This window comes from Streptomyces sp. NBC_00859 (genome assembly GCF_045161865.1).
Lineage (GTDB): Bacteria > Actinomycetota > Actinomycetes > Streptomycetales > Streptomycetaceae > Streptomyces.
Genome location: NZ_CP108826.1, coordinates 7403350 through 7416197 on the forward strand (window position 1 = coordinate 7403350; position 12848 = coordinate 7416197).

Consider the following 12848-nt stretch of genomic DNA (forward strand, 5'->3'; position numbering starts at 1 on the left):
AGAGGGAAACAGTTGCGCTCAACGCTATCGGATCCCGAATCTGCTGTCAGCACCCCCCGGAACTCAGCGGGTGCTGACGCAGCGAGAAAGGCCCCTCATGTTGAAGTACGTCCTGGACATCGTGGATCTGCTGGACGATCCCGCGGCCGACGGCAAGCGCGTCGTCGCGTACCTCGACGCGGTGGCGGGCCCCGGCGGGGCCGGTGCCTCGGTCGCCTCGGTGAGCGGCGAGCGCGGCTCCACCGACTTCGTGCAGGTCCGCATCCCGGGCCGCAGCGGACGGTCGTCGGGCGGCACCGCCCGCACCCTCGGTGTGGTCGGCAGGCTCGGCGGCGTCGGCGCCCGGCCCGAGGTGACCGGGCTCGTCTCGGACGCCGACGGAGCGGCCGCCGCTCTGGCCACGGCCGCCAAGCTGCTCGACATGCGCCGCCGCGGCGACCTGCTGCCCGGTGACGTGCTCGTCGCCACCCACATCTGCCCGGACGCCCCCACCGAGCCGCACGACCCGGTCCCGTTCATGGGCTCACCGGTGGACATCGCCACGATGAACCGTCACGAGGTGACGGAGGAGATGGAGGCGGTGCTGTCCATCGACACCACCAAGGGCAACCGCATCATCAACCACAAGGGCCTCGCCCTTTCGCCCACCGTCAAGGAGGGCTGGGTGCTGCGGGTGAGCGAGCAGCTCGGCGAGCTGCTGGCCGTCGTGACGGGTGAGCCGTTGGTCACTTACCCCGTGACGACGCAGGACATCACTCCGTACGGTAATGGGGCACACCACATCAATTCGATCCTGCAGCCTGCCACGGCGACCGCCGCTCCGGTCGTCGGCCTCGCGATCACGTCCGCTGCCGCGGTGCCCGGCTGCCAGACGGGCGCGAGCCACGAGACGGACATCGCCTCCGCCGCCCGGTTCGCCGTCGAGACCGCCAAGGTCTACGCCGCCGGACAACTCGATTTCCACGACGAGGTGGAGTTCGGCAACCTCGTCAACCGCTATGGGTCGCTGTCGCACCTGCAGACCCTCGGCCGCCAGCCCAGGGAGTCATGAATGGCAACCTCACCACCCACTGCCGAAGCCACCAAGGGCATCGGCAGCGACGACTACGCGCTCTCCCGCGTCCCGCGCGACAAGCGCTTCGGCTTCGGGAGCATGCTGCTCCAGTGGCTGGCCCAGTCGGGATCCATCTCCCAGTTCACGCTCGGGGCCACCATCGGTGTCGGCATGACCTTCGGCCAGGCGTTCCTCGCCTTCACGCTGGGCGCGGTGACCCTGGAGGTCGTGATCTTCGCGATCGGCCTGGCCGGAATGCGCGAAGGCCTGGCGACCCCGCTGCTCACCCGCTGGGTCGGCTTCGGCCGCAACGGCTCGGCGCTGGTCAGCTTCGTCATCGCGGTCAGCCTGGTGGGCTGGTTCGGCGTGCAGAACACGATCTTCGGGGACAGCGTCTCCTCCCTGGTGGGCGGTCCCTCCTGGATGTGGTGCGTGGTCGCCGGGCTGGCCGTGACCGCACTGGTGATCTTCGGCTTCAGGTACATGGCCATCTTCGCGAAGATCGTCACGCCGCTGTTCTTCGCACTGGTCGCCTGGTCGGTCATCTCCACCCTGACCAAGCACTCCTTCATGGACCTGATCCACTCGCCTGCGCCGGCCCATCACATATCGCTGGCCGTGGCCGCCACCGCCATCGCGGGCGGGTTCATGACGGGAGCGATCGTCGCGCCGGAGATGACGCGTTTCAACAGGAAGGGCTCACACGTCTTCCTGCAGAGTGCCTCGTCCATGATCCTCTCCGAGTACATCGTGGGCATGACGGGCGTCCTGCTGGGTCACCTGGTCAAGAGCAACCAGGTCTCGGACATCGTGCTGAGCACATCGGGCGCGGTCGGTGTGATCGTGGTGCTGATGTCCACCGCCAAGGTCAACGACTGGAACCTGTACGGTTCCTCGCTCGGTGTCGTCAACTTCTTCCAGGTCGTCTTCGGCAAGCGCCTGCACCGCGGCGCGGTGACCATCGTGCTGGGGCTCGCGGGCACCCTGCTGTCGGCGGTCGGCATCATGACGCACTTCACGGACTTCCTGTCACTGCTGGGCGTCGCCATCCCGCCGATCGGCGGGATCATCGTGGCCGAGTACTGGATCGTCCGGCGGATGCGCAAGCCACTGGACGAGACCCGCGAGGCCCAGACCCTGCCGGCCACTTCACCCACCTGGGTCCCGATGTCGCTGGTCATCTGGATCGCGGCGTTCTGCGTCGGCAAGCTCTACGACGGCGGCATCCCCGCGCTGAACTCGCTGATCACTGCCTTCGTGCTCTACGCGGCGCTCGGTCTGCTGGGCTGGATCAAGCCGTACGGCACCTCGACGGTGGAGGCCGCCCCGGGCCTTCCCGTCGCCGAAACCAACACCCCCGTGGGAGCGGCATGAACACCCCTGAGCCCGACACGACCGCAGCCGGACCGGTCCCCGCGTCCGAAGAGGCACAGCGCGAGGTGGTCGAACTCTGCGCCGAACTCATCCGCTTCGACACCTCCAACCCCATCAGCAACGAACGGGCCTGCGCCGACTGGGTCGTGGACCGGCTGGCCGAGGCCGGTATCGAGTCCGAGCTGATCGAGAGCGCGCCGGGCCGCGCCAGTGTCATCGCCCGTATCGAGGGCGCCGACCGTTCGCGCGGCGCGCTGATGGTCCACGGTCATCTCGACGTCGTACCGGCCGACGCGTCCGAGTGGCAGGTGCCGCCGTTCTCCGGAGAGATCCGCGACGGCTACCTCTGGGGACGCGGGGCCATCGACATGAAGGACACGGTGGCCGTCATGCTGGCCACCGCCCGGGACTTCGCCCGGACCGGCACCCGGCCCTCCAGGGACCTGGTCCTGGCCTTCCTCGCGGACGAGGAGGCGGGCGGCAAATTCGGCGGGCACTGGCTCGTCGAGCACCGGCCCGAGCTGTTCGAAGGGGTCACCGAGGCGATCGGCGAGGGCGGCGGCTTCTCCTTCGCCATCGACGACACGCGCAGGCTCTACCCGATCGAGAACGCCCAGCGCGGCATGGCCTGGATGGAGCTGACCGCCACCGGCCGGGCCGGCCACGGCTCGTCGCCCAACGACGAGAACGCGGTCACCGATCTCGCCGAGTCGCTCACCCGCATCGGGCGCCAGACCTTCCCCATCCGCCTCATCGAGCCGGTGCGAGCCCTGCTCACCGAGGCTGCCCGGCTCTACGGCGTCGAGTTCGACGAGGACGACATCGAGGGCAGCCTCGCCCGGCTCGGCCCCGTCTCGGACTTCATGCAGGTGGTGCTCCGCAACTCCGCCAACCCGACCATGTTCCAGGCCGGCTACCAGACGAACGTCATCCCCGGCCGGGCCACCGCCCGCGTCGACGGCCGCTTCCTGCCCGGTCACGAGCAGGAGCTGATCGACACCATTGACGCCCTGCTGCTGCCGTCGGTCAGCCGGGAGTGGGTCAACCACGACGTCGCGATGGAGACCACGTTCGACGGCCCGCTCGTGGACGCGATGTGCGACGCCGTGCGCGCCGAGGACCCGGACGGCCACCCGGTGCCGTACTGCAATCCGGGCGGTACGGACGCCAAGGCCTTCACCCACCTGGGCATCCGGTGCTTCGGCTTCAAGGGGCTCAAGCTCCCGCACGACCTGGACTACGGGCGGCTCTTCCACGCAGTGGACGAGCGGGTACCGCTCGAAGGGCTGCGGTTCGGGGTCCGGGTGATGACCCGGCTCTGGCAGAGCGCCTGACCACTCCGCCCCCTGGTCCCGCACCGGCCCGTATGCGCGTACGCCCTCGACGTCACTGACGCCGGGGGCGTACTGGGTGTTGCCCGGACCAGTGGCGGGGGAGACCCCGCAATCGGGCCATTCGTCCGCGCCCCGCCGGGCCGCTGTCCGCGCTGCGCTCAGGGATTGCGGTAGGCCTCGACGACGCGGCTGATCACCGCGGCCGCGGTCATCAGCTCACTGGGGCCGAAATCCCGCAGGGCGTCGTCGAGCCACCGCCGGCCGGCCTCCTCCGCGCGCGCCACGACATCGCGGCCGTCGTCGCTGACGGCGATCCGGCGGGCCCGGTGGTCGCCGGGATCCGGGACGGTGCGCACCAGCCCGCGCTCCTCCAGCCCGCGGATCTCGCGGGTGACGTGCGGCGCCTGGACCAGCAGGGCCTGCGCGATCTCGCCCATCCGCAGCGGGGCCGGCGCCGCCGCGAGCGTGCGCAGCAGCGCGAGGGACGCACGGTCGACCGTAACGTCCGCCTGAACGCGCAGCCGCATGTGCGCGCGGTTGCCCGCCATCGTGTAGGCGAGGTCGGCGAGGGACTTGTAGAGGTCTTGGGCGGCGGAACCGCCGGGCTCGGGTTGGTCCACGCCACGATGATCCCGTATGCGGTCCGCCCCGGCCGCCCACTTGCGCGGACCGGGTGAGCCCGGCGTCACCCCGGCCTGCACCGCCACCCTCCTGGGGTGGCCAGAAAGATGCCCTATGCATCGACTGGGGGTTCCCTGCGGGGTGAGCGGAGTACTACCGTCCGCGTTGAGAAGTTACTTTTGTTAAGTAACCCGCTCATCCCCTAGTGCTGGAGGAATGACGTGCAGATCACCGTGGACACCGAGAAGTGCTGTGCTGCGGGCCAGTGCGTACTCGCCGCCCCCGATGTGTTCGACCAGCGGGACGAGGACGGGATCGTGCTCGTGCTGAACAGCCGGCCGCCCGCCGAGCAGCACGCCGCCGTCGAGGAGGCCGCGCAGATCTGTCCTGCCGCCGCCATCACCCTGTCCTGACCGGGCGACCCGGCTCCCGGAACACCTCACACCCCCACTGTGGAAGGACGACGATGACCGAGGCCCCCGCCTACACGACGCGCCGCGCCGCCGGATGCCCCTTCGACCCCCCGCCGGAGATGTCCGGGCTGATGAACTCGGAACCGGTCTCCCGGGTCACGCTCTGGAACGGTGCCACGGCCTGGTACGTGACCCGGCACGCGGACCAGGTGGCGCTGCTGCGCGACGAACGCATCAGCGCCGACAACAGGCAGCCCTCCTACCCGAGCATCAGCGCCGGCAGCGAGGCCACCCGTGCCCACAACCGCACGTTCATCACGATGGACGAACCGGAACACAACGAGCAGCGCAAGAGGTTCACCGGTGACTTCACCATCAAACGGACACAGGCCCTGCGGGATCGCATAGAACGCATCATCGGCGAGCTGCTGGACGGGATGGAGAAGGCCGGATCGCCCGCCGACCTGGTCACGTCCTTCGCACTGCCGCTGCCCTCGCTCGTCATCTGCGAACTGCTCGGTGTCCCGTACGAGGACCACGGGTTCTTCCAGCGGGCGAGCGCCGTCATCGTCGACACCCGCAGCAGTGCGCAGGATGCCCTGGACGCCTCCCAGGAGCTGGTCGACTACCTGGGCGACCTGGTGGAGAAGAAGGCCGAGAACCCGGGTGACGACCTGCTCAGCCGGCTGGCTGCGGACTATCTCCTGACCGGGATCAGCACGCGGGACGAATGCGCCAAGCAGGCCCGGCTGCTGCTGGTCGCCGGGCACGAGACCACCGCCAACATGATCGCCCTCGGCACCTGCGCGCTGCTCCAGAACCCCGAACAGCTGGCCGCGGTCCGCGACGGCAGCCCCCAGCGGGTGGCGGGCGCCGTCGAGGAGCTGCTGCGGTATCTGACCATCACCCACCTGGGGCGCCGTCGCGTCGCCACCCAGGACATCGAGGTCGGGGGCCAGCTCATCAAGGCCGGCGAGGCCGTCATCTGCGCCACCGACGTCGCCAACCGCGACCCGGACGTCTTCGAGGACCCGAGCCGCCTCGACATCGACCGGCAGGCGCGCCGGCATCTCGCCTTCGGCTCGGGCCCCCATCAGTGCCTCGGCCAGAACCTCGCCCGCGTCGAGCTGCAGCTCGCCTACCCCGCTCTGCTGCGGCGCCTGCCCGGTCTGCGTCTCGACCGCCCGCTCGACGAGATCCCGTTCCGCACCGACATGGCCGTCTACGGCGTCCACGAGCTGCCCGTCGCCTGGTGAAACGGCCGGTGCCGCGGACCCTCGCACATTCGGGGCGTCCGTGGCACCGGCTTCCGCCCTCGCCCCGGGCGGCACTCAGGAAACACAGAACCCGCCGCATACCCTGCCTTTACGCGAAAGGAGGACAATTACCGAAGGGGGAGAACCGTCACAGGAGACGAAGATGACGCGAAGCCGCTACACCCTCGATCGCGGTCTCACCACGCGCATGGTGACCACCATGTTCCTGATCGGACTGCTGTACGTCGTCCTGGTGGGTGTGCTGCTGGTCCTGGTGCGTGGTGCCTGGCCGGTCATTCTGGTGATCGCGGGTGTTGTCTTCGTCGCTCAGTTCTGGTTCAGCGACAAGATCGCGGCCGTCACCATGGGCGCGCGGGAGGTGACCGCCGACGAGGCCCCCGAACTGCACGGCGCGATCGACCGGATCTGCGCGCTGGCCGACATGCCCAAACCGCGCGTGGCCATCGCCCGCAGCGACATTCCCAACGCTTTCGCGACCGGTCGCAGCGAGCGCACCGCACTCGTATGCGCCACGACGGGACTGCTGCGCCGGCTGGAGCCCGAGGAACTGGAGGGTGTCCTCGCCCACGAGATGTCCCACGTCGCGCACCGCGATGCCGCGGTGATGACGATCGCCTCGTTCCTCGGTGTGCTGGCCGGACTCATCACCAGGGCCGCCCTGTGGAGCGGGCTCGCCCGCAACAGCAGGGGCTCGGACCCCATCGGCCTCGCCATCGCGCTCGTGCCGCTGGTCAGCGCGGTGGTCTACGCGATCAGCTTCCTGCTCACGCGCCTGCTCTCCCGCTACCGGGAGCTCTCCGCCGACCGCGCCGCGGCCCTGCTCACCGGCCGCCCCTCGGCCCTCGCTTCGGCGCTCACCAAGGTGAACGGACAGATGGCGAGGATCCCGACCGAGGACCTTCGGAAGGCGGAGCCGTACAACGCCTTCTACTTCATGCCCGCGTTCGCATCGAAGGAGAGCCTGGGCCGGCTGCTCTCCTCCCACCCGACGCTCGAACAGCGCCTGGACCAGCTCGCCCGCATCTCCGCCGAACTCGCCCGCCCGTGACGCCGCGGCCCGCCGCGCGCCGGGCCCGCCGTCCGTATCCGTCCGTGGCCGGAAGGCGGGCGCCCGCCTTCCGGCCGTTCTGAACCGCAGGAGTGCACCTCGTGGGTTTTCTCGACAGCATCCTGGGCCGGAGCAAGCCGGTCCGACCCGATCTGGACCGGCTGTTCGCTCTGCCGTCCGCGGCGCTCACCCTCCAGGCGGGCACCGGGTTCACCCCCACCGGCATGGGCTCCGTCTGCTTCGCGGGCGTCGAGGGAGGCAGCTTCGCGCGGATCAAGCAGGACGTGGGGGAACTGCTCGACGCGGACACCGGGCACGGCGGCTCCCCGGTGCACTTCAGCACTGATTCGTACGGTTACACCTGGCTGCTCGCCCAGCAGCCACCCGACGACACCGCGGCACTCGTCACCGACCTGCACGCCGTCAACTCGCTTCTGGAGGACGGCGGGTTCGGCCCGCAGCTGCTCTGTTCACTGCTCTCGTTCCAGGATGCCGAGCAGCGGCCGCTCGCACTGGTCTACCTGTACAAGCGCGGCACGTTCTTTCCCTTCGCACCCGAGCCCGACGGTACGGAGAAGCGGAACAGCCCGCTGGAACTCCAGGTCAAGGCTGTCCTCAAGGACGACCTGCGGATCGAGCCCGACCTCGCGAGATGGTTCCCCGTATGGGGCGCGCCCGGTCTGTAGACCGGCTCCGCCGGTTCAGCGTTTCCACCAGCGGTCCTTCGGCCTGCGGTGGCCGGGCGCGCCCGGCGGCCCGGACTCCTGCTCGGGCGGAGGCGGGGGAGCAGTGGCATCCGGCCTGTCCGGCTCGCCGGCGACCGGCGTGCCGCTCCTGACGGAGCTGCCGGTGCCGGAGTCCGGGCGGGGCGCGACGCCGGATCCCCCTGCGGCCGTCTCCGCGTCGGACGGCGGGCGGAGGCCCTCGGTCGAGTAGCTGGTGTTGGCGATGGTGTCGACGAGCTGCTGCTCGGTGAAGTCCTCCGACCCTTCGACATGAGGGACGAATCCCACCAGCATCCCGTCGCTGAGCACCTGTGCGTCGAGACCCGCCGCCCCGTCGGTGTCCCAGATCGCCTCGATGTTCCAGTCGATGACGACGCGGACCCCGAACTGGTAGACGCCCGCCTCTGCGACGTGTGCCATCACCCCGCGGGCACGCAGCGCACTCACCAGCCGTTCGGCGCGTTCGGAGTTCATAGGCGGCATGGCCTCCCTGGGCCGCGTTCCCGGACAGGAGACGCAGCCTCACCTGCGAATAAAACGGACAAATGGTGTTGCTGATTCCACTGTATTCCCCGAGGCCGCAGAGCGGGACACCGAACTCATCGAGGGGCACGGCTGCGGCGGGCCGGCCGGCTGCGGGGGTGCGCGGTCGGGACCGAGGGCAGTTCCGCGGTGGTGATGGTCATCGGCCTGTCGCTCACCGCGATCAGGTAGAAGGCGGCTCCATTACGGGGCAGTCGGCGGAATCCGCCCGGCGGGCTGACGACGTACGAGGCCGAGCCGTGCGGGGCGATGGTGGCCGGGCCCGAGTGGACGGTCCACCAGCCGGACGTCCCCTGACCGATGCGGCCGGCGAAGTGCGGGGAGAGGGCGTGGCCCGTGGTGTTCACGGCGCGCACGCGGACCGAGGCGACGCCCAGGTGCGGCCGGTCGGTGAGCCGCGGCGTGACGCTCATCCGGAGCGGTGGCGGGCTCGCGGCCGCCACCGTGAGGCAGAGCAGGGACGGTACGACGAGCGCGGCGGCCACCGCCGCCTTCGCCCTGCGGACGCGCACGCGTGGAATCCTCGGCTGCCATGCGGTCGCAAGCGCGGACGCCGGTACGGTGGCGGCCGCCGCCAGCCACAGCGGGGTCATCAGAAGGAAGTAGCCGTCCTGTGAGCGCGTGGCGAGGTAGAAGGGCAGCCAGGGCAGCACCGTGAGGGCGGGGCCCAGCCGCCGCGCGAAGAGGAGGGTGGCGCCGAGCAGGCCGAGGAGCAGCAGCACGCTCGCGTACGAGTAGAAGTTCAGCCGGCTGCTGCCGTCGGTGAAGTAGAAGGAGATGCCCATGGCGCCCTGGCCGTGCAGGATTGCGCCCTGGGTGAAGGGCAGCAACGATCCCTCGGCCCAGTCGCGGAAGCCGTCCGCGGCGAAGTAGGCGTTCAGCGCCGCCCAGGTCAGGACCGCTGTGCCGGCGTAACGGGCGGTCACCCCCAGCGCCGTGCGCCCACCCAGCTCGCCGCGGCGCACGGCGTGGATGCCGATGAGCAGGAACGGCAGGAGGAACCAGGCCAGCTGCTGACTGGAGCAGGCCGCACCGACGCACACGGCCCGGAACACCCCGTACCGTCCGAGGCGCCCGCCCGCGCCGGTGTTGTGCCACCGCACGACAGCCGGCACCAGGAAGGCGAGGGCCACGAGGGCCGGATATCCCTGGCGCGCGTAGGCGGGCAGCAGGCCGAAGCCCAGGCAGACCGCCGTGACCGCCGGCCGCCACGGCGCGGGGAGCAGCGCCCACAGCGTGACGGTGCCGATGAGCAGCGCGGCGGTCGTCACCAGCGTCGCCGCGGCCGTGGAGTGCACCACGGCGTGGACCGGGGCGGCGAGCAGAGCGGTCAGCGGCGGATAGGCGTAGGTGTAGTCGGCGCCGCCCGACATGGTCTTGGTGACGCCGACCCGGGGATTGTCGAAGAGCCACGGCCACGGCTGGCCGTAGACCGGCCGCCCGTGCAGGATCGCGTTCGCGGCCTGAGCGGTCAGCACGCCTTCGTCGGAACCGCTGTGATCCAGCCAGTAGTTGCAGATCACCAGCGCGACCGCGAGGGCCAGCACCCCCAGGTCGACCGCTGCCAGGGCCAGGCGGCCGCGTACGGAGAGGGCGAGGACACCGCATACAAGGATTCCGGCGTAGCAGACGGTGACGACCGCCGCGACGACAGGGCCGCTCGCGATGGCCTCTGTCCAGAGGGCGCGAGTGCCGATGAACAGACTGATGACCGCGATGACAGTCAACCCGCGGTGCCACTGCGGTGGGGCGGCGCCCGTCGGCCTCTCCGCACGTGTGGCCCGGACGGGAACACCCACGGGCCGGCGTCTTCCGGCGGCCGGGTCACGTGTGGGCAGGCCGTCGTCCATGGCAGCTTCCTTCGTGTGAACCCCGGGCCGGAAAGCAACGACGGGCAACGCGCGGCCGTACGCGGCGTACGGATGCTCGTCGCACGGAGAGATGTCGTGGGACAGGCGGCGCCGGACGGCGTCCGCCGGATGGCCTCGTGCTTCGAAGGCTAGGTCGGGAGTCCTCTGCGAGGGCGGCGACATCGTGCGTCCGACACGGGTTACCAGTGCCAAAAACCCAGGTGGATGAGTGAATGGCCGTCCGGAGCGCCGTTGCGCCGAACGGCTTTCCCGGCGGTCGGCCCGAGCGGCCGCCCACTGGTTATGACAGGTTGATAAGCCTATTGTCAGTACTTTCCTGACGGTGGGGGAGCAGCGTGAACGGGACGAGCGGCGAGAGCGGTGAGCCGGCCGACGCGGCCGGGGCCGCGGTGTCGATACGGCTGGCGGTGGCACGGATCGCCCGCCGGCTGAGGCAGGCCCACCGGGTGGGCGACGTGACGCTTTCCGAGGTCTCCGTGCTCTCCCGGCTGAGCCGGGACGGAGCTGATTCCCCCGGGTCGCTCGCCGATCTGGAGCGGGTGCGCCCGCAGGCGATGGCATCGACGCTCGCCGCCCTGGAGGAACGCGGGCTGGTGTGCCGCGGGCAGGACAGCCGGGACGGCCGACGCGCGGTGATCACGGTGACCGAGGCGGGGCGCACAGTGCTGATCGACCGCCGATCGGAGTCCGTCCACCGGCTCACCGAGGTCCTCGGCGAGGAGTTCACGCCCGCTGAGAGGCGCAGGCTTCTCGACGTGGTGCCACTGCTCGACCGGCTCGCGGAGCGTCTGTGATGTCCGCACGGAGGAGCGAGAGGTCCGACGTCGGCGAGCGCTACAAATGGATCGCGCTGTCCAACACGACGCTCGGCGTGCTGATCGCGACCATGGACGCCTCGATCGTGATCATTTCCCTGCCCGCCATCTTCCGGGGCATCGGGCTCGACCCGCTGGCCCCCGGAAACATCGGCTATCTGCTCTGGATGATCCTCGGCTATCTGCTGGTCTCCGCGGTGCTGGTGGTCGCACTCGGCCGGCTCGGCGACATGTTCGGCCGGGTCCGGATGTACAACATGGGCTTCGCGATCTTCGCTTGCGCCTCGCTCGCTCTGTCGCTCGATCCGCTGAAGGGCGGTTCCGGCGCGCTGTGGCTGATCGGATTCCGTGTCGTGCAGGCAGTCGGCGGCTCGATGCTGACCGCGAACTCGGCGGCCATCCTCACCGACGCGTTCCCCGCCCGGCAGCGCGGTATGGCCCTGGGCATCAACCAGATCACCGCGCTGGCAGGCCAGTTCCTCGGTCTGCTGGCGGGCGGGCTGCTGGCCACCATCGACTGGCGCGCGGTCTTCTGGGTGAGCGTGCCCATCGGGGTGTTCGGCACGATCTGGTCGTACCGCAGCCTGCGTGAGACAGGAGCGCGTACAGCGGGCCGTATCGACTGGGCCGGAAACGTCACCTTCACGGGCGGCGCCGGCATTCTGCTCGCCGCCATCACCTACGGAATCCAGCCGTACGGCGGGCATCCGACCGGCTGGACCAACCCCTGGGTGCTCGGCGGGCTGGGCGGCGGAGTGCTGTTGCTCGTGGCCTTCTGCCTCATCGAGACCCGGGTGGCCGAACCGATGTTCCGGCTCGGTCTGTTCCGTGTACGTGCCTTCGCCGCCGGGAACCTCGCGGCCCTGCTCACCGCCATCGCCCGCGGCGGGCTCCAGTTCATGCTGATCATCTGGCTCCAGGGCATCTGGCTTCCCCGGCGCGGGTACGACTTCGAGAGCACCCCGCTCTGGGCAGGCATCTTCATGCTGCCGCTGACGGTCGGATTCCTCATCGCGGGACCGGTGTCCGGTTTTCTCTCCGACCGGTACGGCGCACGTCTCTTCTCCACGACCGGGCTGCTTCTCGTGGCCGGTGGATTCGTCGGTCTGCTGCTCCTGCCGGTGAACTTCTCGTACCCCGAATTCGCGGCTCTGCTGCTCCTCAGCGGCCTGGGCCAGGGCATGTTCTCCGCGCCGAACACCTCGGCGATCATGGGCAGTGTGCCGCCGGAACAGCGCGGAGTCGCATCGGGAATGCGCTCGACCTTCCAGAACTCGGGTACCGCCCTGTCGATCGGCCTCTCGTTCTCGCTGATGATCTCCGGTCTCGCGGGAACGCTGCCGCATGCGCTGAGCAGTGGTCTGCAAGGGCAGGGCGTACCTGCCGGGACGGCCCAACAGGTGGCGGGACTGCCGCCGGTCAGCACGCTTTTCGCCACGTTCCTCGGCAAGAACCCGGTCAGCCAGCTCCTCGCGCCCAGCGGGGTGCTGGACAAGCTGCCCGCGCACAACGTCAGCACGCTGACGGGGAAGGAGTTCTTCCCCGAACTCGTCTCCGGCCCGTTCCACCACGGACTCGTCACCGTTTTCGGCGCCGCCACCGCGATGGCGCTCGTCGCCGCGCTCGCCTCGCTGCTGCGCGGCCGCCACGACAAGGCCGGACCGGGCCCGGCCGCGGGGCCCGGTGCGACGGGCGGTACCGGCGGCGGCGACAGCACCGGCACGGCGGAGAACTCCGGTGACCGCGACTCAGCAACCCCGTGAATCCTGTGAA

At 70.0% G+C, this 12848-nt stretch carries 12 protein-coding genes; 9 read left to right on the top strand and 3 right to left on the bottom strand.

The genetic code is table 11. The features are described from left to right. Positions 1 to 97 precede the first annotated feature (97 nt). From OG584_RS32660 to OG584_RS32670, 3 genes are read left to right on the top strand one after another with little or no spacing between them, the layout of a single operon-like run. Entirely contained in the window at positions 98 to 1051 is a 954-nt protein-coding gene (locus OG584_RS32660; RefSeq protein ID WP_405783252.1) for a DUF1177 domain-containing protein, read from the top strand. Further along, positions 1052 to 2428, top strand: coding sequence for a cytosine permease (locus tag OG584_RS32665; RefSeq protein ID WP_405783253.1), 1377 nt, complete (start codon positions 1052 to 1054; stop codon positions 2426 to 2428). Beyond that, entirely contained in the window at positions 2425 to 3762 is a 1338-nt protein-coding gene (locus tag OG584_RS32670; RefSeq protein ID WP_405783255.1) for a M20/M25/M40 family metallo-hydrolase, read from the top strand. Before OG584_RS32665 ends, OG584_RS32670 begins: the two co-directional genes overlap by 4 nt. Positions 3763 to 3920: 158 nt before the next feature. Here the strand turns inward: OG584_RS32670 and OG584_RS32675 are convergent, their stop codons facing one another. Next, on the bottom strand, positions 3921 to 4382 hold the full coding sequence (locus OG584_RS32675) for a MarR family winged helix-turn-helix transcriptional regulator (RefSeq protein WP_405783257.1): 462 nt from the start codon (positions 4380 to 4382) through the stop codon (positions 3921 to 3923). Positions 4383 to 4604: 222 nt separating this feature from the next. Between OG584_RS32675 and OG584_RS32680 the strand changes: the two genes are divergently transcribed. From OG584_RS32680 to OG584_RS32695, 4 genes are all read left to right on the top strand, one after another. Continuing rightward, positions 4605 to 4796: a ferredoxin gene (locus tag OG584_RS32680; RefSeq protein WP_405783259.1), complete on the top strand. Its 192-nt coding sequence runs from the start codon at positions 4605 to 4607 to the stop codon at positions 4794 to 4796. Positions 4797 to 4849: 53 nt separating this feature from the next. Then, positions 4850 to 6052, top strand: a complete 1203-nt coding sequence (locus OG584_RS32685; RefSeq protein ID WP_405783261.1) for a cytochrome P450 — start codon at positions 4850 to 4852, stop codon at positions 6050 to 6052. A 163-nt stretch (positions 6053 to 6215) separates the two neighbouring features. Beyond that, positions 6216 to 7121, top strand: a complete 906-nt coding sequence (gene htpX, locus OG584_RS32690) for a zinc metalloprotease HtpX (protein WP_405783263.1) — start codon at positions 6216 to 6218, stop codon at positions 7119 to 7121. 101 nt (positions 7122 to 7222) lie between these two features. Further along, on the top strand, positions 7223 to 7807 hold the full coding sequence (locus OG584_RS32695) for a hypothetical protein (protein WP_405783265.1): 585 nt from the start codon (positions 7223 to 7225) through the stop codon (positions 7805 to 7807). Positions 7808 to 7822: 15 nt separating this feature from the next. Here OG584_RS32695 and OG584_RS32700 read toward each other — a convergent pair whose 3' ends face one another. Both OG584_RS32700 and OG584_RS32705 read right to left on the bottom strand, forming a co-directional pair. Further along, entirely contained in the window at positions 7823 to 8320 is a 498-nt protein-coding gene (locus OG584_RS32700) for a hypothetical protein (RefSeq protein WP_405783266.1), read from the bottom strand. A gap of 125 nt (positions 8321 to 8445) precedes the next feature. Then, positions 8446 to 10239 (bottom strand): hypothetical protein, encoded by a 1794-nt coding sequence (locus OG584_RS32705; protein WP_405783268.1) that lies wholly within the window; start codon positions 10237 to 10239, stop codon positions 8446 to 8448. Positions 10240 to 10595: 356 nt separating this feature from the next. On the opposite strand from OG584_RS32705, the gene OG584_RS32710 reads away from it, so the two are divergent. Together OG584_RS32710 and OG584_RS32715 are read left to right on the top strand one after the other, a co-directional pair. Beyond that, entirely contained in the window at positions 10596 to 11054 is a 459-nt protein-coding gene (locus OG584_RS32710; protein WP_405783269.1) for a MarR family winged helix-turn-helix transcriptional regulator, read from the top strand. Then, entirely contained in the window at positions 11054 to 12838 is a 1785-nt protein-coding gene (locus tag OG584_RS32715) for an MFS transporter (RefSeq protein WP_405783270.1), read from the top strand. The genes OG584_RS32710 and OG584_RS32715 overlap by 1 nt, the downstream gene beginning before the upstream one ends. Positions 12839 to 12848: the final 10 nt, after the last annotated feature.

What these genes read in the sequence shown, in the direction of transcription:
- OG584_RS32660 (WP_405783252.1), top strand. Translation starts at nt 98, where the DNA reads ATGTTGAAGTACGTCCTGGACATCGTGGATCTGCTGGACGATCCCGCG.
- OG584_RS32665 (WP_405783253.1), top strand. Translation starts at nt 1,052, where the DNA reads ATGGCAACCTCACCACCCACTGCCGAAGCCACCAAGGGCATCGGCAGC.
- OG584_RS32670 (WP_405783255.1), top strand. Translation starts at nt 2,425, where the DNA reads ATGAACACCCCTGAGCCCGACACGACCGCAGCCGGACCGGTCCCCGCG.
- OG584_RS32685 (WP_405783261.1), top strand. Translation starts at nt 4,850, where the DNA reads ATGACCGAGGCCCCCGCCTACACGACGCGCCGCGCCGCCGGATGCCCC.
- htpX (WP_405783263.1), top strand. Translation starts at nt 6,216, where the DNA reads ATGACGCGAAGCCGCTACACCCTCGATCGCGGTCTCACCACGCGCATG.
- OG584_RS32700 (WP_405783266.1), bottom strand. Translation starts at nt 8,320, where the DNA reads ATGAACTCCGAACGCGCCGAACGGCTGGTGAGTGCGCTGCGTGCCCGC.
- OG584_RS32705 (WP_405783268.1), bottom strand. Translation starts at nt 10,239, where the DNA reads ATGGACGACGGCCTGCCCACACGTGACCCGGCCGCCGGAAGACGCCGG.
- OG584_RS32715 (WP_405783270.1), top strand. Translation starts at nt 11,054, where the DNA reads ATGTCCGCACGGAGGAGCGAGAGGTCCGACGTCGGCGAGCGCTACAAA.